24 protein-coding genes are annotated in these 23,057 nt (G+C 56.0%); 5 read left to right on the forward strand and 19 right to left on the reverse strand.

The window, feature by feature from the left end; all coding sequences use genetic code 11:
• Positions 1-2: 2 nt before the first annotated feature.
• The 4 genes from C6A77_RS00460 to C6A77_RS00475 are packed head-to-tail and all read left to right on the forward strand — an operon-like array spanning position 3 to position 2,693.
• On the forward strand, positions 3-350 hold the full coding sequence (locus C6A77_RS00460) for a hypothetical protein (RefSeq protein ID WP_013974892.1): 348 nt from the start codon (positions 3-5) through the stop codon (positions 348-350).
• The gene (locus C6A77_RS00465; protein ID WP_044047193.1) at positions 340-1,455 is read left to right on the forward strand and encodes a copper resistance protein B; all 1,116 of its coding nucleotides are present in this window, start codon (positions 340-342) and stop codon (positions 1,453-1,455) included. The genes C6A77_RS00460 and C6A77_RS00465 overlap by 11 nt, the downstream gene beginning before the upstream one ends.
• A 10-nt stretch (positions 1,456-1,465) precedes the next feature.
• Entirely contained in the window at positions 1,466-2,248 is a 783-nt protein-coding gene (locus tag C6A77_RS00470) for a cytochrome c (protein WP_013974894.1), read from the forward strand.
• Positions 2,238-2,693, forward strand: coding sequence for a DUF411 domain-containing protein (locus C6A77_RS00475; RefSeq protein WP_044047194.1), 456 nt, complete (start codon positions 2,238-2,240; stop codon positions 2,691-2,693). The genes C6A77_RS00470 and C6A77_RS00475 overlap by 11 nt, the downstream gene beginning before the upstream one ends.
• Positions 2,694-2,798: 105 nt before the next feature.
• Here C6A77_RS00475 and C6A77_RS00480 read toward each other — a convergent pair whose 3' ends face one another.
• From C6A77_RS00480 to C6A77_RS00490, 3 genes are all read right to left on the reverse strand, one after another.
• Positions 2,799-2,987 (reverse strand): AbrB/MazE/SpoVT family DNA-binding domain-containing protein, encoded by a 189-nt coding sequence (locus C6A77_RS00480; RefSeq protein ID WP_044047195.1) that lies wholly within the window; start codon positions 2,985-2,987, stop codon positions 2,799-2,801.
• A 137-nt stretch (positions 2,988-3,124) separates the two neighbouring features.
• On the reverse strand, positions 3,125-3,457 hold the full coding sequence (locus tag C6A77_RS00485; RefSeq protein ID WP_044047196.1) for a DUF2790 domain-containing protein: 333 nt from the start codon (positions 3,455-3,457) through the stop codon (positions 3,125-3,127).
• 143 nt (positions 3,458-3,600) lie between these two features.
• Complete coding sequence (locus tag C6A77_RS00490; protein WP_044047197.1) at positions 3,601-4,071, reverse strand: antitoxin Xre/MbcA/ParS toxin-binding domain-containing protein; 471 nt, start codon at positions 4,069-4,071, stop codon at positions 3,601-3,603.
• A 173-nt stretch (positions 4,072-4,244) separates the two neighbouring features.
• Here C6A77_RS00490 and C6A77_RS00495 point away from each other — a divergent pair, with 173 nt between their 5' ends.
• Positions 4,245-5,168, forward strand: a complete 924-nt coding sequence (locus C6A77_RS00495; protein WP_114167560.1) for a TniQ family protein — start codon at positions 4,245-4,247, stop codon at positions 5,166-5,168.
• On the opposite strand, the gene C6A77_RS00500 is transcribed toward C6A77_RS00495, so the two are convergent.
• From C6A77_RS00500 to C6A77_RS00580, 16 genes are all read right to left on the reverse strand, one after another.
• Positions 5,140-6,618, reverse strand: a complete 1,479-nt coding sequence (locus C6A77_RS00500; protein ID WP_114167561.1) for a TniQ family protein — start codon at positions 6,616-6,618, stop codon at positions 5,140-5,142. The two genes, C6A77_RS00495 and C6A77_RS00500, sit on opposite strands and share 29 nt — an antisense overlap.
• A 24-nt stretch (positions 6,619-6,642) precedes the next feature.
• Positions 6,643-8,091 carry an ATP-binding protein gene (locus C6A77_RS00505; RefSeq protein WP_013974898.1) on the reverse strand — a complete coding sequence of 483 codons (1,449 nt, stop codon included), beginning with the start codon at positions 8,089-8,091 and terminating at the stop codon, positions 6,643-6,645.
• Entirely contained in the window at positions 8,088-10,256 is a 2,169-nt protein-coding gene (locus C6A77_RS00510; RefSeq protein ID WP_013974899.1) for a Mu transposase C-terminal domain-containing protein, read from the reverse strand. The genes C6A77_RS00505 and C6A77_RS00510 overlap by 4 nt, the downstream gene beginning before the upstream one ends.
• On the reverse strand, positions 10,249-11,148 hold the full coding sequence (locus tag C6A77_RS00515) for a TnsA endonuclease N-terminal domain-containing protein (RefSeq protein ID WP_049798467.1): 900 nt from the start codon (positions 11,146-11,148) through the stop codon (positions 10,249-10,251). Before C6A77_RS00515 ends, C6A77_RS00510 begins: the two co-directional genes overlap by 8 nt.
• A gap of 267 nt (positions 11,149-11,415) precedes the next feature.
• Positions 11,416-13,251 carry a glutamine--fructose-6-phosphate transaminase (isomerizing) gene (gene glmS, locus C6A77_RS00520; protein ID WP_114167562.1) on the reverse strand — a complete coding sequence of 612 codons (1,836 nt, stop codon included), beginning with the start codon at positions 13,249-13,251 and terminating at the stop codon, positions 11,416-11,418.
• A 2-nt stretch (positions 13,252-13,253) separates the two neighbouring features.
• Positions 13,254-14,030, reverse strand: a complete 777-nt coding sequence (locus tag C6A77_RS00525; protein ID WP_114167563.1) for a DeoR family transcriptional regulator — start codon at positions 14,028-14,030, stop codon at positions 13,254-13,256.
• Between the two features lie 282 nt (positions 14,031-14,312).
• A complete protein-coding gene (glmU, locus tag C6A77_RS00535) occupies positions 14,313-15,680 on the reverse strand; it encodes a bifunctional UDP-N-acetylglucosamine diphosphorylase/glucosamine-1-phosphate N-acetyltransferase GlmU (protein WP_114167565.1) in 1,368 nt (455 codons plus the stop codon).
• A 121-nt stretch (positions 15,681-15,801) separates the two neighbouring features.
• Complete coding sequence (locus tag C6A77_RS00540; protein WP_114167566.1) at positions 15,802-16,221, reverse strand: F0F1 ATP synthase subunit epsilon; 420 nt, start codon at positions 16,219-16,221, stop codon at positions 15,802-15,804.
• Between the two features lie 44 nt (positions 16,222-16,265).
• Positions 16,266-17,642 (reverse strand): F0F1 ATP synthase subunit beta, encoded by a 1,377-nt coding sequence (gene atpD, locus C6A77_RS00545; protein ID WP_016394322.1) that lies wholly within the window; start codon positions 17,640-17,642, stop codon positions 16,266-16,268.
• A 27-nt stretch (positions 17,643-17,669) separates the two neighbouring features.
• Entirely contained in the window at positions 17,670-18,530 is an 861-nt protein-coding gene (gene atpG, locus C6A77_RS00550) for a F0F1 ATP synthase subunit gamma (RefSeq protein WP_028690020.1), read from the reverse strand.
• Positions 18,531-18,578: 48 nt separating this feature from the next.
• Entirely contained in the window at positions 18,579-20,123 is a 1,545-nt protein-coding gene (atpA, locus tag C6A77_RS00555) for a F0F1 ATP synthase subunit alpha (protein ID WP_114167567.1), read from the reverse strand.
• A gap of 21 nt (positions 20,124-20,144) precedes the next feature.
• Complete coding sequence (locus C6A77_RS00560; protein ID WP_114167568.1) at positions 20,145-20,681, reverse strand: F0F1 ATP synthase subunit delta; 537 nt, start codon at positions 20,679-20,681, stop codon at positions 20,145-20,147.
• 12 nt (positions 20,682-20,693) lie between these two features.
• Entirely contained in the window at positions 20,694-21,164 is a 471-nt protein-coding gene (locus C6A77_RS00565) for a F0F1 ATP synthase subunit B (RefSeq protein ID WP_114167569.1), read from the reverse strand.
• A gap of 59 nt (positions 21,165-21,223) precedes the next feature.
• Positions 21,224-21,481 carry a F0F1 ATP synthase subunit C gene (gene atpE / locus C6A77_RS00570; protein WP_003097235.1) on the reverse strand — a complete coding sequence of 86 codons (258 nt, stop codon included), beginning with the start codon at positions 21,479-21,481 and terminating at the stop codon, positions 21,224-21,226.
• 144 nt (positions 21,482-21,625) lie between these two features.
• Positions 21,626-22,495 carry a F0F1 ATP synthase subunit A gene (atpB, locus tag C6A77_RS00575; RefSeq protein WP_114167570.1) on the reverse strand — a complete coding sequence of 290 codons (870 nt, stop codon included), beginning with the start codon at positions 22,493-22,495 and terminating at the stop codon, positions 21,626-21,628.
• Between the two features lie 16 nt (positions 22,496-22,511).
• Positions 22,512-22,919, reverse strand: a complete 408-nt coding sequence (locus C6A77_RS00580; RefSeq protein ID WP_114167571.1) for a F0F1 ATP synthase subunit I — start codon at positions 22,917-22,919, stop codon at positions 22,512-22,514.
• Positions 22,920-23,057: the final 138 nt, after the last annotated feature.

Genomic DNA, 23,057 nt, shown 5'->3' on the forward strand with positions numbered 1-23,057 from the left:
AGATGAGCAAACCAATGAAACGAAGCGCCTTTTTCCTCTCTGCTGCGATGGTCGGCATGTTGGCTGTTTATGCCCCGTCGTCGTGGTCTAGCGACAACCACGATCAGCATTCCCAGAAATCCACCGAGGCCGGTAAAGCCAAAGGTTCGCAGGACAAGCAGGGCCAGGGCATGAACCATGAAGGCATGGACCATGGGTCCATGGAAGGTATGGACCACGGCTCGATGAAGGGGATGGACCATGGCTCGATGAAGGGGATGGACCATGGCTCGATGGAAGGCATGGACCACGACAAAATGATGGAATCGCATGGCAGCGACAAAGCTAAGGCAGGGAAAGATGGTCAATAGCCTTGGGCGGCCTTCGCTGCTGGCCCTGACTGTTTCAATCGGCATGCTGGGCGTAACGCCCAGCTTCGCCGCTGAAGAAATGGATCACTCGGGCATGGATCATTCGAAAATGGGGCACGGTTCCATGCAAATGGATGCTGCTCCGTCCGAATCGATGCCGGCGATGGATCACAGCAAGATGGGGATGAGCAAACAGCAGAAACAGCCTGCCCCTGTTGATCACAGCCAGATGGGGCATGCTCAAAGCCAGAGCAAATCCAGCCCGGTGGACCATAGCAAGATGGACCACAGCAAAATGGGCCATGGAAACATGAAGGGCATGGATCACGGTTCGATGAAGGGCATGGACCATTCCCAGATGAATCCTGGTTCAGCGACTTCTCCGACCACAACGAGCCGCACGCCGATTCCAGTGCTCACTGATGCCGACCGCGAGGCAGCCTTTCCGCCTTTGGGTGGCCACCAGGTGCACGACAGCGGAATCAACAGCTTCTTTCTGTTGGACCAGCTCGAATACCAGGACGCCGATGAGGGCAGCACCCTGGCTTGGGATGCATCTGGCTGGGTAGGTAGCGACATCAATCGACTCTGGGTTCGGTCGGAAGGCGAGCGCACCAACGGGGTAACCGAAGATGCTGAGCTGCAACTGCTATACGGGCGCTCGGTCAGTCCTTGGTGGGACGTGGTCGCCGGGGTCCGTCAGGATTTCAAACCGGAATCACCGCAGACCTGGGCAGCCTTTGGTATTCAGGGCATGGCCTTGTATGACTTCGAGGCCGAAGCTACGGCGTTCATCGGCGAAAACGGCCAGACTGCTGCGCGTCTTGAAGGCGAATACGACATCCTGCTGACCAATCGCTTGATTTTGCAGCCCACGGCTGAGGCGAACTTCTATGGCAAGAACGATCCTGAGCGCGGTGTTGGATCGGGTCTGGCCAATACCGAAGTCGGGCTGCGTCTACGGTATGAAATCGTCCGCCAGTTTGCCCCGTACATAGGCGTTACCTGGAGCCGCTCCTACGGCAACACCGCTGACTTCATCCGAGACGAGGGTGGAGATGTTGATGAGGCACGCTTCGTTGCCGGTATCAGGATGTGGTTCTGAGAATTCCAACATGAAAAGAACAATTACAACGCTGCTTGTGGCCGGTGCTGTCGGAAGTGCTGCGGTATTGGGCACCGCGTATTTCGGCTTGGTGAATGTCGGCGCCGATGATCCTCACTTCCCGGCTGTCCATTCGTTTCTCGCCATGGCTCGCGACCGGTCGATTGAGGTTCGAGCGCGAGACATTGAAGTGCCTGACCTGAAGAACGCTGCGTTGATCAAGGCAGGCGCAGGCAACTACAACGCCATGTGCATTGGGTGCCACCTCGCCCCTGGCGTTGGAAAGACAGAACTCAGCCAAGCGCTATACCCGTCGCCACCTGACCTCACCAAGGTGGGTGTCGGAGACGATCCGGCTGCCGCATTCTGGACGATCAAGCACGGCATCAAAGCCACCGGCATGCCCGCCTGGGGCAAGAGCATGGGTGATGAGTACATCTGGGGAATAGTCGCGTTCCTTGACCAACTGCCCCAAATGAATTCTGAGCAGTACAAGGCGTTGGTGGCCACGAGCGGCGGCCATCAGCACGGCGGCGGTGAAAGCGATATGCATAATCATGAGGGCCAGCACGGCGGGAGCGGTCATGCCGAGCGTGGCGATCACGACGAAGCGGCAGATGACGACCATGCTCAGACAGCTCACGACCATGGAGCTGCACCCGCAGGCGCCGCCCAAGCGGCAGATCATCACGGTGACCACAATGCGGCCGAAGCCCATTCGGACGCCCACCCGAAATCGTCGACAAAGACGCATGTTCACAAAGACGGTAAGGAGCACACTCATGCCAACTAACCGGATACTCGTTCGGCTAGCCGCAATCGCTGGGCTGCTGGTGGCCTCGGCGGCCTACGCCGCAGAGTCATTGTCCATCGACGTTCACCGAGATGCGAACTGCGGTTGCTGCAAGAAGTGGATCGCGCACCTGGAAGCCAATGGTTTCAAAGTGACCGACCATGTTGAGACGGACATGAGCGCAGTGAAACAGAAGCTGGGCGTAGCGCCACGGTTAGCCTCCTGCCACACAGCCGTGATTGACGGAAAGTTTGTTGAAGGTCACGTGCCAGCTGAGCAGATTCGAGAACTCAAGGAGCGGAACGATCTGGTAGGGATCGCCGTGCCAGGAATGCCAGCTGGATCCCCAGGCATGGAGGTTGATGGTGTAAGCCATGCCTACCAGGTTATTGGTTTGACCAAAAGCGGCGAGGACCAAGTAGTCGCCAACTATCCAGCCAAATAACCCACCGACCAGAAGGACGGCAGTAGGCTGACTGCCGTCCCATAAATCCCCGCTAGAAAGTTTCATCAGCTCAACACGACGACACAGAGGGCCTGCAAAGCGTAGCTAATCAGATTCACGGCGCTCGCGGACTGGCTTGAGTACGATATCGCCGTTGATAAGCTCGATGGAGAGTCTGTCGCCCGTCGTGACCCCGAGCTCGCTCAGAATGTCGTCGGGTAGTTCCACAATCACATCGCCGGAGCCGTCGCCGGGATCAAGGCACTTGACCGTGGTGCGCGCTGATTGAGTCATTGGGCTGTCCTGCCTGAGCTACCAATTCTCATCGTACTCCACCAGTCATGAAAGCCGGTAACCAGGCGATCAATCGCCGGAATTGACGCTTCAACCCGGCTTTTTATCAGCGTAAGTCCTGCCCGCTCGATCAGTGCTCAGTTCTGGCCCCGGCAACCGATACCAGCGGTCCGGTACTCAAGGATTTTCAGGTCTCCATTGGAATCCTCGTAGTTCATCTGTGCTGGCATCACGTCACAGCTCGCCTTGGTCGATGTCATGCTGATTACTCTCGCCACGTCGAGCCGCATCCCGTAGCGATAATGGATCACCTCCGGTGGCTTCATATCATTGACGGCCGCATAAGCTCGCATAGCTTGCTCATTGGCCTGAATCATCTTCCCGTATAGACGGTCGGATCCTCCTTCGGCGAGCGCGGTTGAGGAGGCCACTATGGCCAGGATGGCCGCGATGCTTTTGATGACTTTCATTTCAATCACTCCAATAGACGTGACTGAAGATTAGGATTTTGTCGCTGTCAATTGAGTGATACGGGGATTACAAGGTTGTAAGTCCGGCTTGCAGATGGAGGTAGCGTTGCGTCTACACGGCATACCAATTCCCCTCAGGCACACTACTGATAGACACCCAGGCGAAGACGCTCAAGATAGTCCGCTACCACGCTGAATCCGAGCGACGTGTCGAGCATCTCGAAGGGTACAAACCCCATCAAACGGCCGCACGGCCGACAAAGCCACTGCTCCGCGAGCATCTGAGAGCCAAATACCTTCGACGCAAGCTCCAGTCCTTTCGCATATTGAAACGCCACCGCGCTCTGCTGGGCATCCAGGCGATGGGCCTGAACGGAATGGCTCAGACGGTGAACGCTTCTGGTCGATATTCCTGTGATTCGCCTGACGAGGTTACGAGCCTTGAATAGGCTTGAGGACTCGACCATGCATTTCACGTCGCTGAAAAAAAATCCTGTTTGGACAAGACGCAGGAGCTCCAGCTGGCTCAACTCATCAAGGTCGGTATGAACCAAGTGGAACGTTGGTGCAAAAGCCTGCGATTCAACAGGTGGGGGCGTGCTTGTAGGATTCATTGCATCGACCTCCTCTTGTGCGTTGGCTGTCAGACTAGATCGAATTTGATTCCCAAGCACGCCCGACGCCCTTTAACCTTCACACCTTAGCCCAAAACGATCACTAATGTGTATGCAGTACCGGTGTCTTCTAACTAAAATGCCATACCACTCGTCTTCCAGAACATCATTGCATGAAAATTTTCACACCATTACCTGGAGAATATATCGCATCTGCGCTTAAGCGCGGCAATGAGCTCCTAGGCATTAAATCGTTGAAAACTGAAGATTTCTATATAAAAGCGAAACCTCGTATTGGGTTCGGAATTAATAAGACTTTGGGGAAGTTGCAAACAGAGTGGCGGCCGCATCAAGAATTCTATTACCCAAAGCTGCTAGACGAGCACAAGATTTCGGACCTAGCCTTAAGCGATCACACTTTGTATCCTATGATAGCTGCCCTCGGGCGTCATCGAGCGACCGCAATCGTCACACCGAAAACTTGGGAAAAGGTTTGTCCAGATTGTGTTCGCGAAGACTTGGATAATTGCGGAAGCCCCTATATTCATCGCAGGCACGTATTGGGTTCCGTACAGGTGTGCAGTACTCATGCCTGCGCTCTAATCGAGACATGTCCGACCTGCTCAATACCAATGAAAAAGCACGAGATTAATCACCTAGCCAAGTGCAGCAAGCTTAACACATGGTCAAAACGTCAAAAGCGAGAATTCGGATCAAACCGTCATATGTATGCCAAATTTGTCGCAGACCTTTTGGACTATAGCGGCCCTATGATCAAGGATGGAATGGCAGACTTTGTCGCATATGCAAGCCTCATGATAAATCGAACTAGCGCATTCGAAAAAACCCAGCTGAATATTTCCAAACTGATCAACGAAGAAATGGGCATAACTTCGAGACTCACCCATGTCAGTATCTCTACCAGCGACAAATATCCTATCTATGTGTTTCTTGGATGCCACACCGCTGAAAATTATTTCAACTTGCTAAATAATAAGGATGAGCAAGACGTGCTGCGGGAGAAGAAAACAGTCATATTCAATAAACTTTTGCACGAAGCCATGAAAACTAATCCATATCGTCACGTATCTGCGTAAAGACTTCATCTTCGGATACGCGAGATATTCTTATTCCTGCATAACGGTATAAAACACTCATCGCACAGTTTTCAGTCAGCGAGTATTCTCGAATTGCCCACCGGATTTTACGTAGCTGATGGTCATGAGTAGACTCAAGTAAACCCGCCATCAACCTAGTGCTCATCGGAAAGTGGTCCGGCATCTTGAGGAAAGCATGAGCGTTTAGGACACGCCTACATAGAGCAGCGCGGGTGACCTGCTGAGGCTTTCCGTCTACAGAAAGAATCATCGTCTTCGCTTTAGCGAGCTCCAACGCAAGGGCCGAGTCCCTGGATTGCCAATCGATCAAAATTCTTCGGTCTCTGTGGTAGGGGTTCCCAGCAACATAACGGGCCAACCATTCCCTGTCGTGGCGGTACAACCACTGATAGCCCGGCTTGTCATGACATTTGAGATTCGTACTCTTCGCAAACGCTATTCGCCGGGCGTGAAGGTCATCGTCAGGGATGAGGTTATTCGGTTCATCAGGCCGGACCACAATACCAGCGCGATTAACGTCCTCTAGACGGTAGGTCTTCAGGTGCTCCAGCTCTAGATCAAGGAGCCAGCAGAGAAAATAGAACTTGAAAGGCTGCACGGTTCGACCTTGTCGCCGCAATATCTGAAAGACCCACTCAGCGGATCGAACCATTTCTTCGAATTCGGCGGCGCTAGGACTGCACCGAAGTCGCCTGGTTAAAAAATCTCTCAGCATCTGCTCTCTAATTCGTCCAGACCTGATAAAACCCATCTCGTCCAAACGGTTCCTGAGCAAATTTCCAGCCAGAATCGTTTTCATCTCATTGGGATGGTCTAGCCCCCACAGCTGCATGTGGGCAATGGCAACGGCCCCGCTGTGGTCACCACAGTCCATAACCGGCGTTCCAGCAGATTCCCCCGGAAGCAACATACAACGCCAATCTGACCATCCGGGGAATCTAATCGCCTGTAGTACTTCGCTGTGGCGTGGACAAATGCAAGTGCCCGATGCTTGGTGAATACGATGCCAATAAGCTGAGCCGCACTCCAGAATGTCCTCTCTGACGCAGCTCTCGCAATACCTAAACGAGGCGTGTTGGAGGAAACGCGATGCTGTAATGCCCAAGGCCATCTTGAGGCCTGTACCTCGATTACCTCCCATTAGAACGGCAGCATCGCGGCCCTTCTCGTCGTCCAAAAAAGGCAGATAAAGCGGTAAAAGCGTGAAGCGCTCGATCAGCTCTCCTACAGAGAAGGCGCCTCTGAGACGTTCAGACAGAGCCTCTAAGCAGCACGGCAGGATGGAACCGCAGGTACGCGAGTAGCTACCGAACAGCTCTTGGCTGGTCGCTCGGTATCCCTGATTCGCTGCTAGCTTGTGATAGCGCACGGCCAGGCTATAGAGCGACTCATCCGGAAACGGCTGGGGGAAGAACAGAAGGTTAGCCACTGCCCTGAGCTCCCCTGCGTCAAATTACCAGGAAGAATCCCTATCCACCCAGCCGCGCTGTTCGAGCTGAGCCTGAAGGTCTTCGTCCTTCGAAAAATGCACGTTAGTTAACGCGCCGTCAGCAACCGGTACGACCGTACGACTCGGAGCCTTCGGCACCGATTTTTCCTTTGCTAGAGGTGAAGGTGCTATTGCGGTCTGTGTAAGTAGCGAAAGATGAGCCCGGTCCGCCCGGCGAGCCAAGTCGTAGCTCATCATCTGAGCGATTTGGTCTTTTGTAGGCATCATGTCCTCGAAATCAGCAATCTGAAGAGGATCACCGCTTCGAAGGGCCTCGATGGGCTTGTGCAAAAGCCTCATTTGATTGTCATACACCTGCTGAAGCACGGCTGGCGTAATGGCGTCGATTCCTTCCCAAATAACATGACGCTGCGCAAGCATAAGCAGTTTCGCTAGGAAATCTGTATTGCCCTGGGTGAGATCATAGATCTTGGACAGGAGGTCACTCGTCAGGGGAGCGCAAGATTCCGTCCAGTCATAGGCCCAGAGTTGGGACACCAAGTGATGCCAAAACGGATCGTCTTCGCTGAAACGGTCAAAGGCGATTGGTCCCATCCCCGCCGCTCTTCGGGCATTACGCAACACACCAGAAAAAAGCGGAAGCATTGCGTTGGTCCCTACATAGACAAGCGGAACGCCCGCATCATTGGATAAAGTTACGAAGAAATTCAGTAACTTTTCCCGATCCTGCCCCCCTCGCGACGAGCAAAGATGCTGCATTTCATCAATTATCAAAGCACCGATAAAAAAGGTTTTGCACAGCTGACTGATGTGCTGGAGCATTACGCTGATGCTGTTGGCGGCACCGCCCCTGCGAGAGTATTTTTCGACACCTAACGCAGCGTCCAGTGCAGAGAAGAATGCTGCGCAAAAACCGCGCAACGAGCCATCGTGAGGGCACTCAATCTTTAGCCACACAACCTGGGTTTCGATGAGAATCGCGTCTTTATATCTGCTGTGACTGATCACCTGCGGATAAAGCCTTGCTATGGAATTAAGCGCTGTGGTCTTGCCCATACCACTCAAGCCAATCAGGGTCATCGTCTCAGCGGTGGACATGAATCCATGGCGCTTGGCATCTGCTGAGGAAGGCAATCGATGCCTAACAGATGAGGCCAACAGCGGATTGCGGCCCGAATAGCCGTAGCGGATCAGCTGGCTGAATAGGTCTTCGAGGCGCAAGTGGATTTCGAATGGAACCACAACATCTTTGAGCCGGTTGATCCCATGGCCGCGAAGCTTCGGTGGCAACGCTCGTTCGGCCTCGTCGGGCTTCGGCGGAAGGTTCCCAACACGCCTCACCACATCAACATCCGAGAGAATTCTAGGCAAGCATTCAATCAGCGGGTTGCCATCATATTGAGGCATGCCTGTAGGAATATATTCTGCGGGGGAGAAGGTCAAATCGTTCATGTCTCTGTCTCGCTACCCTCGCTGACTACCAGTTTCAGAAACGCCGCGCTTCTTGTGGAACTGGGCCTGCCGGTGACTGGCCTAGAATTTTCTCCCGCAAGGGGCGTGTGATCCACAACGCGTAGCTGATTCAGATCAGCGGTATGGGAATCGCGCTCGGTCTGAGCTTCGGTCGCACGCTTGGCACGTTTGTCCCGCTTGAAATCTGCATTCGATTTCGGGTCACCCTGTGCGGCACGTTTGGCTTTGGCCCGGTCAAGGATTTCCTCTTGCCGCCCCCTTACCAGCGCCGCAGTATTGTCACTGTCATAACGGGCATCCGGCGATACTTGGTTCAAGACATGGACCATATCAAGAACCTCCTCCATACGGAGTCCACCATATTTCTGCCGTTGCTGCGGTACAATAGTTAAAGCCTCAAAACCTGCTTCGGACTTGATCCAACAATTTTCAATAGAGTTAGGATCGTAGAATACTCGAACATACTTCGTCCGCAGATTGTGTGAGCGCTCCAACCACTCCTCACGCAAGGCTGTTTGACATGTATATTGGACGCCTTGGAAAACAATACCGCCTCGACTGATACGACACTCTTGAGAGGGCAGTAAAGCAATTTTCAACTCAGCCGGAGAAACCACTTTAGAATTGATAGGACTATTAGCTTTAGACCAATTCCAAACTGCTATAGGCGTCGCTTCTATACCGTCGGCAATCATCTCGCGACTTAATAGGTGTGGTATGCGTAGGCTCTTATTGTGCGCCAAGACCCCTACAATAACCATTTCTGTGAACTCGTCGATATCCAAAATCGCATCGAGTTGGTAGTCCCTATCACCACGCTCCATTTTACGAGCATCTACTCCGCCTGGAACAAATTTCAAGTCCAGGTGTTCATTGATCAGACGGAAGCGGCTTTCGATGATCCCTTTCCAATCAGGCCTAAAGGGGGGCAAAATTTGCACCGCTAGTCCCAAGCTTTGCGACAGCGTTGCCCCAGCCTCACTTAGAAGTTCGGCCCGGTCAGCAACAATTTCGACTGGCAAGTGCGAGCACGGCCAGTCAGCCTCATCTATTTCAACATTGTATCGCTTGCAAAAATCGACCTTTGGGGTGCAAGCATTGTATATCGCGTGTCGAGCCCCATTCCAACTGGGACCCTCAAGGCCCACGTGAATCCCTACAATCATTCTAGTAAAGGTATCGACGACCACATAAAGTATGGGGCGTCCTATGAGCCATAGCCTGTTAACGCGATGCACTAAATATACATCAGCGATGGTGGAATCTATCTCATATCGATGGGTCGCACCCATCAGGCCTTGGGAAGCTGCGCCAACGATAGCACGATGATCTTTGTTGTATCGAACAGAACCGCCACGCACCTTAAGTTTATAAAGATCATCGAAAAAAAGCTTACCGTGATATCTGAGCTGGGTAGTAGTCGGGTAACTGCCGCGTACAATATTCCCTTTCGAGCCGTCTGGCAGAGTCTCTCTATAAAATTTGTTTAACATCCACTTATGTGCATCTTTCAGGGTGCCGCATTTGCCGCTAGCAACCCGCCCGTAAGCCAAACGGATATGAGAGAGATGGCGCGGTTCGAGCGTGATAGCACCACCATCATTGACAACGACACCACGATACTTACGCGGCCTACCGGGGATAATGCCTGAGGATCGATCCTTTTTCTTTCCCCGACCACCGCAAGCACTAGTGTTCCATAGAAACGCGTTAGGTGTCTGCCCCATGCTCCAGTAGCGGTATAGAAGCCGGTATATCTGTTTACGCTCTACTCCTGCCTCTAGGGCATGCCTAGCAACCAGCTTTCCAAAACCCGGTCCAAGAATTTCCAAGGCGGAGCGATCTTCTACTAACCCTCTTATAAGGCTCCAGTTACGATTTCGGCTCGATTTTTCATTTTCACTAATTTCATCATCACTTCTGAGCAGATGTAAGGGCACCATTTCTCGACTTAAGATTGCGCGCCCTGCGTCAATATCGTCAATCAAAACGGACCGCTCGATCTGCCACGGCTTGCTGGGATTCGTACTCAGCTCAATCACAATTACAGAAGCATCATCTATGCCTAAAATCCGAACCGCTTTTTTTAGTAGGCTAGGTTCTTCGCCAGGAGTGACAATGCTGTTGATTTTAAGATCAAGCATGATGGGAAACCTCGTTTGGCAGAGACAAAGCCGCTGACCTTTGATTCGGCCATACGTGCAACGGCTGCGACATGCTTATTATTTTCGAGGTAAGATCTGACTCTAAACGACCGTTCCATAGCAGGTGATGGAAGAGGCGCTTTACCCCCATATATTCAATGTAAAGGTCACGAGACGCTTTATCCAAAAGAATTTTTAACGGTATTTGATCCGTCTTTGCCTCCTCAATGTATCCAAGCAAATTGCCGATGTTCTTCTCCGTCGGTAACGAGGGATGAATACTGGCGTATGTCCTGAGAATCTTGAGGTTCGCTAATTTTATCTTTGAGAGGTTTTCATGCAGGACCAGCTTCCAGTCCACCCCCCTCATTGCCCAGTATTTTTCTTCGATGGCTAGCTTTTCTGCTATTCGATTACGCGCCTGAAGATCAGCTTGCTCAAACTCTTTTCGGTATTTCACTGATCGAGCAGCTAGCCTTGTTTCGCCAGAGGAATCTAAGAAGGTAACGAGAAAGTCCGTCGTCATAACGACAGGTATTTGCGTGCCAGGATATACAGGGTGGCGACAGTTAATACTTGAGGCAATTGCTTGGGTCTCAGCCTGTGTCAGCAGAGGATACTGCTCTCGGATATCGATGATCGAGGCATCGTGCTCAAGTACAGTTAAGTAATCTCGCTCTGCATTGGACAGCAGGTGGTGTGTGCGGTGAATTTTAACTCCCGCGATCATATGAGAGACACCCTTTGATTTGATCTCCCACACTTTGATCCATGGCTTATAGGAATCTCTGACTCCACACCCACGACCCGATTGAATTTTCTTATCTATTTTTGCCTGGGTCATCAGCTTGCGATGTGCAGCCTTGACCGGAGCTATGGGCATGGATGCCATTGTTCGAGTCGCTCAAAATTGGGCGACCCGCTCGACCGGGACGAGGACAGGTGTCGTGCACAGGGGACACCCCAGAGAGCGGGCTAAGCCAGGACAACAGTCACAGCGTTGGGTAGAGGATTGTCACCCGAATCTCCAAGGCCTGGCTCCGGCCCGATGTGCGGTCAGAGCCTGCCTTGTGACAACCTTTATTACGTTGTGACAACCTTTATTGTTTTGTGACAACCTTTATTATTCAAAAACACGAAGCCTTTCTCACCTGCTCGCTTACTCGACTGTCACCGACTTGGCCAGGTTACGCGGCTGGTCCACATCCGTCCCCTTGAGCACGGCCACGTAGTACGACAGCAGCTGCAGCGGAATGGTGTACAGGATCGGCGCCAGGGCGTCGGCGATGTGCGGCACCTTGACCACATGGGTACCTTCGCCATTGCTCATGCCGGCCTGCTCGTCGGCGAACACCACCAGCTCGCCACCACGGGCGCGCACTTCCTGCAGGTTGGACTTGAGCTTCTCCAACAGTTCGTTGTTCGGCGCCACAGTGACCACCGGCATGTCATTGTCCACCAACGCCAGCGGGCCGTGCTTCAGCTCGCCTGCCGGGTAGGCTTCGGCGTGGATGTAGGAGATTTCCTTGAGCTTGAGCGCACCTTCCATCGCCACCGGGTACTGCGCGCCACGGCCGAGGAACAGGGTGTGGTGCTTGTCGGCGAACAACTCGGCGATTTTCTCGACGGTGGCGTCCATGGCCAGGGCTTCGCCCAGGCGCGTCGGCAGGCGGCGCAGCTCTTCGACCAACTCGGCTTCGACACCGGCTTCCAGGGTTCCGCGCACCTGGCCCAGGGCCAGGGTCAGCAGCATCAGCGAAACCAACTGGGTGGTGAAGGCTTTGGTCGAAGCCACGCCGATTTCCGGGCCGGCCAGGGTCAGCAGGGTCAGGTCCGACTCACGCACCAGCGAACTGATACCGACGTTGCAGATCGCCAGGCTGCCGAGGAAGCCCAGTTCCTTGGCGTTGCGCAGCGCTGCCAGGGTGTCGGCGGTTTCGCCAGACTGCGAGATGGAAACGAACAGGGTGTCCGGCTGCACCACCACCTTGCGGTAACGGAACTCGCTGGCCACCTCCACCTGGCACGGGATGCCGGCCAGGCTTTCCAGCCAGTAACGCGCGACCATACCCGCGTGGTAGCTGGTACCACAGGCAACGATCTGCACGTTGCGCACCTTGGCGAACAGTTCGGCAGCCTGCGGGCCGAAGGCCTGGACCAGCACGTTGTCCTTGCCCAGGCGGCCTTCCAGCGTGCGCTGCACTACGCTTGGCTGCTCGTGGATTTCCTTGAGCATGAAGTGGCGGTAGGTACCCTTGTCAGCGGCTTCGGCGCCTTCGTGGTACTGCACGGTTTCACGCTGAACCTTGTTGCCGTGCTGGTCCCAGATGGCGACCTGATCACGGCGGATTTCGGCGATGTCGCCTTCTTCCAGGTACATGAAGCGGTCGGTGACCTGGCGCAGCGCCAGCTGGTCGGACGCCAGGAAATTCTCGCCCAGGCCCAGGCCGATGACCAGCGGGCTGCCGCTGCGTGCAGCAACCAGGCGATCCGGCTGGCTGGTGCTGATCAGCGCCAGGCCATAGGCACCGTGCAGGCGCTTCACTGCCGCCTTCAGCGCATCGGCCAGGTCCGGGATGCTCTTCAGGGTGTGGTGGATCAGGTGCACGATGACTTCGGTGTCGGTCTGCGAAGTGAAGACGTAGCCAAGGCCCTTGAGCTCTTCGCGCAGTTCTTCGTGGTTCTCGATGATACCGTTGTGCACCACGGCCACTTCATTGCCCGAGAAGTGCGGGTGGGCGTTGCCTTCGGTCGGTGCGCCGTGGGTGGCCCAACGGGTGTGGGCGATGCCCAACTGGCCGGCCAGTGGCTCGGCGGCAACTGCGGCTTCCAGTTCGCTCACCTTGCCGATACGGCGGCGGCGCTGTAGCTCGCCATTCTGGGTGAGGACGGCCAGACCCGCGCTGTCGTAGCCACGGTACTCAAGACGCTTGAGGCCTTCGATCAGGATGGCTGTGATGTTGCGCTCGGCGACGGCACCAACGATTCCACACATGTTTATTGCTCCTGGCTGATCGCGGCGCAGATCAGGTTGATGCCGCGGGCTTGAATTTGTTCGCGTGCCGCTGCGGGCAAGCGTTCGTCAGTAATAAGGGTGTGCACGCTGCCCCAAGGCAGCTCGAGGTTAGGGATCTTGCGCCCCACCTTGTCCGATTCGACCATCACGATCACTTCCCGGGCGACTTCGGCCATGACCCGGCTCAGCCCGAGGAGCTCGTTGAAGGTAGTGGTGCCGCGGCCGAGGTCGATGCCGTCGGCGCCAATGAACAGCTGATCGAAATCGTAGGAGCGCAACACCTGTTCGGCCACCTGGCCCTGGAACGACTCGGAATGCGGGTCCCAGGTGCCACCGGTCATCAGTAGCACCGGTTCGTGTTCGAGGTCACAGATGGCGCGGGCCACATTCATCGAATTGGTCATCACGACCAGGCCAGGCTGGCGCCCCAGTTCGGGGATCATGGCCGCCGTGGTGCTGCCGCTGTCGATGATGATGCGCGCATGTTCGCGGATACGCGCGACTGCGGCGCGGGCGATGGCCTTCTTGTAGGACGACACCGGCTGGGCGGGCTCAGTGAGCAGCTCTTGCGGCACCGGCACCGCGCCACCGTAGCGGCGAAGCAACAGGCCATTGCTTTCCAGCGCGGCGAGGTCTTTGCGGATGGTGACTTCCGAGGTTGCGAAACGCTTGGCCAGCGCGTCCACACTCACCTCGCCCTGCTCGCTGAGCAAAGCCAGAATGTTGTGCCGCCGCTGTGGAGTGTTTCGTTTCGACATGAGCGCTTAAGTTTCGATTCGAAAGATATAGGTGGCAATCAAAACCTAAGATGAGCGATTCGTCAAGCTGTGGATAAATCTATGGGATAACCTGGACCTTGTGGGAGCGGGCGCGCCCGCGAAAAATCCAACGCGGTGAATGGCACCGGCTGCGCAGGTGTTCGCGGGCTTGCCCGCTCCCACAGGGGATCGCGCCTTCATTAGTGCGGGTATGTGTTCAGCCAATAAACAAGCCGACTTATTCACATAAGTCGGCTTTCGATCGAAACAGCTGTGTATAACTCAGCTTTTCTTGATCTTTTCCGGTCGCTTCCAGCCCGAGATGTTGCGCTGGCGTGCCCGGGCCACTGCCAGGTCGCCTGGCTCTACGGTCTGGGTGACGGTCGAACCGGCTGCGGTGGTCGCACCCGCCTTGATTTCCACAGGCGCTACCAAGGAGTTGTTCGAGCCGATGAACACATCTTCGCCCATCACGGTCTTGAACTTGTTGGCGCCATCGTAGTTGCAGGTGATGGTGCCGGCGCCGATGTTGGTACGTGCACCGATTTCGGCATCGCCCAAGTAAGTCAGGTGACCGGCCTTGGCGCCTTCGCCCAGGTGGGCGTTTTTCAGTTCGACAAAGTTACCCACATGGGCCTTGGCCTCCAGCACGCTGCCCGAGCGCAGGCGGGCGAACGGGCCGGCATCGCTGCCCTCGCCCATAACGGCGCCTTCAAGGTGGCTGTTGGCCTTGACCACTACACCTTTGCGCAAGGTGCTGTTCTTGATCACGCAGTTGGGGCCGATCTGCACATCGTCCTCAATGACCACCTTGCCTTCGAGAATCACGTTGATATCGATCAGCACGTCACGGCCCACGGTCACTTCACCGCGAACATCGAAGCGCGCCGGGTCGCGCAGGGTCACACCCTGGGCCATCAGGCGACGGCCTTCGCGCAACTGGTAGTGGCGCTCCAGCTCGGACAGCTGGCGACGGTCGTTGGCACCTTGCACTTCCATCGGGTCGTGCGGCTGCTCGGTAGCCACCACTAGGCCATCGGCCACCGCCATGGCGATCACATCGGTCAGGTAATACTCGCCTTGGGCATTGTTGTTCGACAGGCGGCCCATCCAGTCGGCCAGGCGCGCAGCTGGCAGGGCCAGAATACCGGTGTTGCCTTCCTTGATCGCTTTCTGCGCATCGCTGGCGTCCTTGTGCTCAACGATGGCGGTCACCTTGCCCTGCTCGTCACGCACGATGCGGCCATAGCCAGTCGGGTCGTCGAGGGTCACCGTGAGCAGGCCCAGCTGCTGGTCATTGGCCTTGGCCAACAGACGCTGCAGGGTCTCCACTTCGATCAACGGCACATCGCCGTACAGCACCAGCACCGTATCGGCGGTCAGGGCCGGCAGTGCCTGAGCCACCGCATGACCAGTACCCAGCTGCTTGTCCTGCATGACGAAGTTCAGGTCTTCAGCGGCCAGGCGCTCGCGAACCAGCTCGGCGCCATGGCCAATGACCACGTGAATACCTTGCGGCTGCAGCTGGCGCGCGCTGTGGATAACGTGGCCAAGCATGGAGTTGCCGGCGACCGGATGCAGCACCTTGGGCAGCGCCGAGCGCATGCGGGTACCTTGGCCGGCGGCAAGAATTACGATATCGAGTGACATTACTGGCTACCAATCCTGGGCGGTCAGCTACGTGACCAAAATAGAAATTCACAAAAAGAAAAAGGGTAGCCGAGGCTACCCTTTAACTCAATCGCAACGGAAGTACCTGGCCTAAGCCGGATTACCTGCCTTTGCGCAATTGCTGGACAGTACGCAGCTGAGCTGCAGCCTCGGCCAGACGTGCGGCAGCAGCGCCGTAGTCGAAGTCCGAGCCTTTAGTGTTCAGCGCGTTCTCGGCAGCCTTGAGGGCTTCCTGAGCCTGAGCTTCGTCCAGGTCGGCAGCACGTTGCACGGTGTCGGCAAGAACCTTCACCATGTTTGGCTGCACTTCGAGGAAGCCACCGGAGATGTAGAACACCTCTTGAGTGCCACCCTGCTTGGTCAGCGTGATCGGACCTGGCTTGAGATTGGTGATCAGCGGCGCGTGGCCTGGAGCGATACCGAGATCGCCCAGGTTGCCGTGCGCTACTACCATCTCGACCAGGCCGGAGAAGATCTCTCCTTCCGCGCTGACGATATCGCAATGGACTGTCATAGCCATCTGCTTGCCTCAACCTGATTAGCGCCCCTTTCGGGGCGCCGGGATTACAGTTTCTTGGCTTTCTCGATCGCTTCGTCGATGCTGCCGACCATGTAGAACGCTTGTTCTGGCAGATGGTCGTAGTCACCTTTGAGGATGCCGCTGAAGCCAGCGATGGTGTCTTTCAGGGAAACGTACTTGCCTGGCGAACCGGTGAACACTTCGGCCACGAAGAACGGCTGCGACAGGAAGCGCTGGATCTTACGAGCGCGGGCTACCAGTTGCTTGTCGGCTTCGGACAGTTCGTCCATACCCAGGATGGCGATGATGTCCTTCAGCTCTTTGTAGCGCTGCAGAACATACTGAACGCCACGCGCGGTGTCGTAGTGCTCGTTGCCGATCACGTTCGGGTCCAGCTGGCGCGAAGTCGAGTCCAGTGGGTCAACCGCCGGGTAGATACCCAGGGAAGCGATGTCACGGGACAGAACGACGGTGGCGTCCAAGTGGGCGAAGGTGGTCGCTGGCGACGGGTCGGTCAAGTCGTCCGCAGGTACGTATACGGCCTGAACGGAGGTGATCGAACCTTCCTTGGTGGAGGTGATGCGCTCTTGCAGAACGCCCATCTCTTCAGCCAGGGTCGGCTGGTAACCTACTGCCGAAGGCATACGGCCCAGCAGAGCAGATACTTCGGTACCGGCCAGGGTGTAACGATAGATGTTGTCGACGAACAGCAGAACGTCGTTACCTTCGTCACGGAATTTCTCAGCCATGGTCAGGCCGGTCAGCGCTACGCGCAGACGGTTTCCTGGTGGCTCGTTCATCTGACCGTAGACCAGCGCTACCTTGTCGAGAACGTTGGAGTCCTTCATCTCGTGGTAGAAGTCGTTACCCTCACGAGTACGCTCGCCCACACCAGCGAACACGGAGTAACCGCTGTGTTCCATGGCGATGTTACGGATCAGTTCCATCATGTTCACGGTCTTGCCGACACCGGCACCACCGAACAGACCAACCTTACCACCCTTGGCGAACGGGCAAACCAGGTCGATAACCTTGATGCCGGTTTCCAGCAGGTCGTTGCCGCCTGCCTGGTCAGCGAACGAAGGCGCTGGCTGGTGGATACCGCGACGCTCTTCTTCGCCGATCGGGCCGGCTTCGTCGATCGGGTTGCCCAGTACGTCCATGATACGGCCCAGAGTGGCCTTACCAACAGGAACGGAAATGGCAGCGCCGGTGTCGACGACATCCAGACCGCGCTTCAGGCCTTCGGTCGAGCCCATCGCAATGGTACGAACCACGCCGTCGCCCAGCTGCTGCTGAACTTCCAGGGTGGTTTCCGCGCCTTGTACTTTCAGCGCGTTGTAAACACTCGGCACGACGTCACGTGGGAATTCCACGTCGATGACGGCGCCGATGATTTGAACGATACGTCCGCTACTCATAGCTGGATCCTCTGAATTTTTGAACCGTTAAACCGCGGCAGCGCCGCCGACGATTTCCGAGATCTCCTGGGTGATCGCAGCCTGACGCGCCTTGTTGTAGATCAATTGCAGCTCTTTGATCAAATCACCGGCGTTGTCTGTGGCGTTTTTCATGGCGATCATCCGGGCCGCTTGTTCAGCAGCGTTGTTCTCGACCACCGCCTGGTAAACCTGCGACTCCACGTAACGCACCATCAAGCCGTCCAGCAGCTCTTTTGCGTCGGGTTCGTACAGGTAATCCCAGTGATGCTTGAGTTCCTGATCCGGGGTTGCCACCAACGGTACCAATTGCTCTACCGTCGGTTTTTGGGTCATGGTGTTGATGAACTTGTTCGAAACCACCGAGAGGCGATCGATACGGCCGTCCAGGTAGGCGTCCAGCATCACTTTGACGGAGCCGATCAGGTCATTGATCGATGGCTCTTCGCCCAGGTGGCTGATCGCGGCTACGACGTTGCCGCCAAAGATGCGGAAGAAAGTCGCACCCTTGCTGCCGATCACGCACAGGTCGATTTCCACGCCCTGTTCGCGGTTTTCGTTCATGTCCTTGACCAGGGCCTTGAACAGGTTGGTGTTCAAGCCACCGCACAGACCACGGTCACTGCTCACCACGATATAACCGGCGCGCTTTACAGGGCGCTCGATCATGAACGGATGGCGGTATTCCGGGTTGGCGTTGGCCAGATGACCGATTACCTGGCGGATACGCTCCGCGTAAGGACGGCTAGCAGCCATGCGCATTTGTGCCTTGCGCATCTTGCTGACCGCCACTTTCTCCATGGCGCTGGTAATTTTTTGCGTGCTTTTGATGCTCGCAATCTTACTGCGAATCTCTTTTGCGCCTGCCATGTATCACCTATCAGGTTAGCAAGCGGGGGCCGCGGCCCCCGCTGCGGCTTACCAGGTCTGGGTGGCCTTGAACTTCTCGATACCGGCTTTCAGGCCAGCGTCGATTTCGTCGTTGAAGTCACCCTTCACGTTGATCTTCGCCATCAGTTCGGCGTGATCACGGTTGAAGAAGGCGATCAGTGCTTGCTCGAAGCTGCCGACCTTGGAGACTTCTACGTCAGTCAGGAAACCACGCTCAGCGGCGTACAGCGACAGGGCCATGTCCGCGATGGACATTGGCGCGTACTGCTTCTGCTTCATCAGCTCGGTTACGCGCTGACCATGCTCCAGCTGCTTGCGGGTCGCTTCGTCCAGATCGGAAGCGAACTGGGCGAATGCAGCCAGTTCACGGTACTGAGCCAGAGCGGTACGAATACCACCGGACAGCTTCTTGATGATCTTGGTCTGAGCGGCACCACCTACGCGGGATACCGAAACACCGGCGTTCACTGCAGGGCGGATGCCCGAGTTGAACATGGCCGATTCCAGGAAGATCTGACCGTCGGTGATGGAAATCACGTTGGTCGGAACGAACGCGGAAACGTCGCCAGCCTGGGTTTCGATGATCGGCAGGGCGGTCAGGGAACCGGTCTTGCCAGTGACTGCGCCGTTGGTGAACTTCTCGACGTACTCTTCGGAAACGCGCGATGCGCGCTCCAGCAGACGGGAGTGGAGATAGAACACGTCACCTGGGTACGCTTCACGTCCTGGTGGACGGCGCAGCAGCAGGGAGATCTGACGGTAGGCAACGGCCTGCTTGGACAGGTCATCGTAAACGATCAGGGCGTCTTCACCGCGGTCACGGAAGAACTCGCCCATGGTGCAGCCGGCGTATGGTGCCAGGAACTGCAGTGCGGCGGATTCCGAAGCACTGGCAACGACCACGATGGTGTTGGCCAGGGCGCCGGCTTCTTCCAGCTTGCGAACGATGTTGGCAACGGTCGAACGCTTCTGGCCGACTGCAACATAAACACAGAAAATACCGGAGTCTTTCTGGTTGATGATGGCGTCGATGGCCATGGCGGTCTTGCCGATCTGACGGTCACCGATGATCAGCTCACGCTGGCCACGGCCGACAGGGATCATGGCGTCGACGGACTTGTAGCCAGTCTGTACAGGCTGGTCTACCGACTTACGCCAGATCACGCCTGGGGCCACTTTCTCGACCGCGTCGGTCTGGGTGTTGCCCAGAGGACCTTTGCCATCGATCGGGTTACCCAGTGCGTCAACGACGCGACCCAGCAGTTCCTTACCAACCGGAACTTCCAGGATGCGGCCGGTGCACTTGGCGCTCATGCCTTCGGCGAGGGTGTCATAGGCACCCAGGATCACTGCACCTACGGAGTCTTGCTCCAGGTTCAGGGCCATGCCGTAGACGCTGCCAGGGAACTCGATCATTTCGCCGTACATGACGTCGGCCAGACCGTGGATCCGCACGATACCGTCGGATACCGAAACAACGGTACCTTCGTTACGGGCTTGGGAGCTCACATCGAGGTTGTCGATGCGGCCCTTGATGATTTCACTAATTTCGGAAGGATTGAGTTGCTGCATTGCTCTGCTGCCCCTTCAAACTCAAGATTTCAAGGCTTCGGCCAGTTTCGCGATCTTGCCGCGAACAGAGCCATCGATTACCAGGTCACCAGCGCGGATGACGACGCCGCCAATCAGGCTGGCATCCTCCGACGCGTGCAGGCGCACTTCCTGGCCTAACCGTGCACTGAGAACCTTGGCGAGTTTGTCTTGCTGTTCTTGGTTCAACGCGAAGGCACTGGTGACTTCCACGTCCACGGATTTTTCTTGCTCGGCCTTGTACAGCTCGAACAGATTGGCAATCTCCGGCAGAAGCAGGAGACGGTCGTTTTCCGCGGCAACATGAATGAAATTCTGTGCCTGTGCATTGAACTTGTCACCGCACACGTCAATGAACGTGGCGGCCTTTTCTGCGCTCGTCAGTCGCGGGGCCTTGAGCAGGCGCTGCATGGTGTCGTCTTGCGACACCGCAGCAGCCAGGCCGAGCATGGCTGACCAATTGGCCAGTTGCTGATGGGCCTGGGCATGCTCGAAGGCAGCCTTAGCGTAAGGTCGGGCCAACGTGGTCAGTTCTGCCATGATCGCCCTCGCTTAAATTTCAGCGGCCAGTTTGTTAACCAGCTCCGCATGCGCGTTTTGATCGATTGTGGCGCCAAGGATCTTTTCAGCACCGCCAACAGCCAGGGCACCCACTTGGGCACGCAGGGCGTCTTTAGCGCTGTTCAGTTCCTGTTCGATCTCGGCCAGAGCCTGAGCTTTCACACGGTCAGCTTCGACGCGGGCCTGATCACGGGCTTCCTCGACAAGCTGAGCAGCGCGCTTCTTGCTTTGCTCAATGATTTCGGCTGCCTGTGCTTTAGCTTCACGCAGTTGCTGACCCACTTTTTCTTGGGCCAGCTCCAGGTCGCGAGCTGCGCGGTTGGCAGCGTCCAAGCCGTCGGCAATCTTCTTTTGACGCTCTTGCAGGGCAGCGATGACCGGAGGCCATACGTACTTCATGCAGAAGAGTACAAAAATCAGGAAGGCAACGGATTGGCCAATCAGGGTTGCATTAATATTCACGCCAACACCTCGCTCGGTCTTTGGTTCATCACAGCTATCAACTCGTGGTTAACGAGTGATTAGCCGGCGATTTGACCAACGAACGGATTCGCGAAGGTGAAGAACAGAGCGATACCAACACCGATCATGGTTACGGCGTCGAGCAGACCTGCAACGATGAACATTTTAACCTGCAGCATTGGAACCATTTCTGGCTGGCGAGCAGCGCCTTCTAGGAATTTGCCGCCCAGCAGGCCGAAACCAATGGCGGTACCCAGAGCACCCAGGCCGATCAGCAGAGCAACAGCGATAGCGGTCAGACCAACTACAGTTTCCATCTTTCCTCCCGACTTTTACGTCGTATTGGTTAGGTTTTTAGTTTGAAGCGGTAAAACAAATCGTTTGGTACAGCATGCCCTTGCGGACTTTTTAAGCCCTCCCCCCAAACGAGCGGGGAAGGCTATCAGACACGCCAGGCGGTCTTAATGGTTATCTTCGTGAGCCATCGACAGGTAGACGATGGTAAGCATCATGAAGATGAAGGCTTGCAGGGTGATGATCAGGATGTGGAACACAGCCCACGCCCACTGCAGCACCACACCCAGGCCGCTGAGCCAGAGGATGCCGGCACCGAACATCACGGCGATCAGGATGAACACCAGCTCGCCGGCGTACATGTTGCCGAACAGACGCAGTGCCAGCGAGATCGGCTTGGCGATCAGGGTGACGAATTCCAGCAGGAAGTTGACTGGAATCAGCAGGATCTGCACGAAGATGTTCTTGCTGCCGAACGGGTGCAGGGTCAGCTCACCGAGGAAGCCGCCCAGGCCCTTGACCTTGATGCTGTAGAAAATGATCAGGGCGAACACGCAGAAGGCCATGGCCAGCGTCGCGTTCGGGTCGGTGGTCGACACGGCGCGGAACGGAATGTGCGGGTCACCGGAGATCAGGATGGCCAGCTGAGGAATCCAGTCGACCGGTACCAGGTCGATGGCGTTCATCAGGAACACCCAGACGAAAATGGTCAGCGCCAGCGGGGCGATTACCGGGCTACGGCCGTGGAAGGAGTCCTTCACGCTGCCGTTGACGAAGTCCACCAGCACTTCAACGAAGTTCTGCAGACCGCCGGGTTGGCCGGAAGTCGCCTTGCTGGCCGCCATGCGGAAGATGAACAGGAAGATCAGACCCAGTGCGACGGACCAACCCAGGGTGTCCAGGTGGAACGCCCAGAAGCCCATTGCCTTGGCTTCTGCAGCCGAATGGGCGAAGCCCCAGCTGCCGTCTGGTAGTTGACCGTAGGTCAGGTTCTGCAAGTGGTGCTGGATATAGCCCGAAGCGGTTTCTGCTGCCATGGTTGCCTCAAACGCCCTAAGGTCTCGAAAGTCTTTTATTCATCAGCAGGGGCGCGAACCAGCTGACCAAAAGGGTCAGCACGAAGACGCCGAATACTGCTAACGGCGCCAGTGGCTTCACTCCTGCGAAGGTCAGTGCAAAAAGCACTGCCGTCAAAATCATCTTGCCTGCCTCGCCAGCGTAAAACGACTTGACGATGGCTTGTGCCGCCCGGGCTCCGCTGAAGCGAAAAGCCTTCCAGGCGAAGTACACATTGGGTAGCCAGGCAATCAAGCCTCCGCAAAGGCCAGAATATCCAACGACTCCCCCTTTCCACTGCCACAACACCAAGGTTGCCAGCAGCAGTACGACAAATTGAGCCAGCAGTACCGGGAAAACCGCCCAGCGATGGAAAGGCAGGCGGTTTGGCGTGCGGATTTCCATCACAACTGCTCCTCGGAAGTCGACCAACAAGTCAGCAATGACTTGGCATAATTTGTGCCGACAAAATGCGCGCAGAGTATAGGGGTGGATTAACCCCTATTCAACTCTTCGTAGTGATTTCCGACTGCACGCTACAAC

It is taken from the genome of Pseudomonas sp. AFG_SD02_1510_Pfu_092, from assembly GCF_003331055.1.
Classification (GTDB): Bacteria; Pseudomonadota; Gammaproteobacteria; order Pseudomonadales; family Pseudomonadaceae; genus Aquipseudomonas.

Excerpts from the sequence above, each read along its gene's own strand:
- C6A77_RS00480 (WP_044047195.1), bottom strand. The coding sequence starts at position 2,987 with ATGACTCAATCAGCGCGCACCACGGTCAAGTGCCTTGATCCCGGCGAC.
- C6A77_RS00560 (WP_114167568.1), bottom strand. The coding sequence starts at position 20,681 with ATGGCAGAACTGACCACGTTGGCCCGACCTTACGCTAAGGCTGCCTTC.
- atpG (WP_028690020.1), bottom strand. The coding sequence starts at position 18,530 with ATGGCAGGCGCAAAAGAGATTCGCAGTAAGATTGCGAGCATCAAAAGC.
- C6A77_RS00490 (WP_044047197.1), bottom strand. The coding sequence starts at position 4,071 with ATGAATCCTACAAGCACGCCCCCACCTGTTGAATCGCAGGCTTTTGCA.
- atpE (WP_003097235.1), bottom strand. The coding sequence starts at position 21,481 with ATGGAAACTGTAGTTGGTCTGACCGCTATCGCTGTTGCTCTGCTGATC.
- glmS (WP_114167562.1), bottom strand. The coding sequence starts at position 13,251 with ATGTGTGGAATCGTTGGTGCCGTCGCCGAGCGCAACATCACAGCCATC.
- C6A77_RS00495 (WP_114167560.1), top strand. The coding sequence starts at position 4,245 with ATGAAAATTTTCACACCATTACCTGGAGAATATATCGCATCTGCGCTT.
- C6A77_RS00580 (WP_114167571.1), bottom strand. The coding sequence starts at position 22,919 with ATGGAAATCCGCACGCCAAACCGCCTGCCTTTCCATCGCTGGGCGGTT.
- atpD (WP_016394322.1), bottom strand. The coding sequence starts at position 17,642 with ATGAGTAGCGGACGTATCGTTCAAATCATCGGCGCCGTCATCGACGTG.
- C6A77_RS00540 (WP_114167566.1), bottom strand. The coding sequence starts at position 16,221 with ATGGCTATGACAGTCCATTGCGATATCGTCAGCGCGGAAGGAGAGATC.
- C6A77_RS00465 (WP_044047193.1), top strand. The coding sequence starts at position 340 with ATGGTCAATAGCCTTGGGCGGCCTTCGCTGCTGGCCCTGACTGTTTCA.
- C6A77_RS00475 (WP_044047194.1), top strand. The coding sequence starts at position 2,238 with ATGCCAACTAACCGGATACTCGTTCGGCTAGCCGCAATCGCTGGGCTG.
- C6A77_RS00505 (WP_013974898.1), bottom strand. The coding sequence starts at position 8,091 with ATGAACGATTTGACCTTCTCCCCCGCAGAATATATTCCTACAGGCATG.
- C6A77_RS00525 (WP_114167563.1), bottom strand. The coding sequence starts at position 14,030 with ATGTCGAAACGAAACACTCCACAGCGGCGGCACAACATTCTGGCTTTG.
- C6A77_RS00485 (WP_044047196.1), bottom strand. The coding sequence starts at position 3,457 with ATGAAAGTCATCAAAAGCATCGCGGCCATCCTGGCCATAGTGGCCTCC.
- atpB (WP_114167570.1), bottom strand. The coding sequence starts at position 22,495 with ATGGCAGCAGAAACCGCTTCGGGCTATATCCAGCACCACTTGCAGAAC.
- C6A77_RS00510 (WP_013974899.1), bottom strand. The coding sequence starts at position 10,256 with ATGCTTGATCTTAAAATCAACAGCATTGTCACTCCTGGCGAAGAACCT.
- atpA (WP_114167567.1), bottom strand. The coding sequence starts at position 20,123 with ATGCAGCAACTCAATCCTTCCGAAATTAGTGAAATCATCAAGGGCCGC.
- C6A77_RS00515 (WP_049798467.1), bottom strand. The coding sequence starts at position 11,148 with ATGGCATCCATGCCCATAGCTCCGGTCAAGGCTGCACATCGCAAGCTG.
- C6A77_RS00470 (WP_013974894.1), top strand. The coding sequence starts at position 1,466 with ATGAAAAGAACAATTACAACGCTGCTTGTGGCCGGTGCTGTCGGAAGT.
- C6A77_RS00460 (WP_013974892.1), top strand. The coding sequence starts at position 3 with ATGAGCAAACCAATGAAACGAAGCGCCTTTTTCCTCTCTGCTGCGATG.
- glmU (WP_114167565.1), bottom strand. The coding sequence starts at position 15,680 with ATGTCACTCGATATCGTAATTCTTGCCGCCGGCCAAGGTACCCGCATG.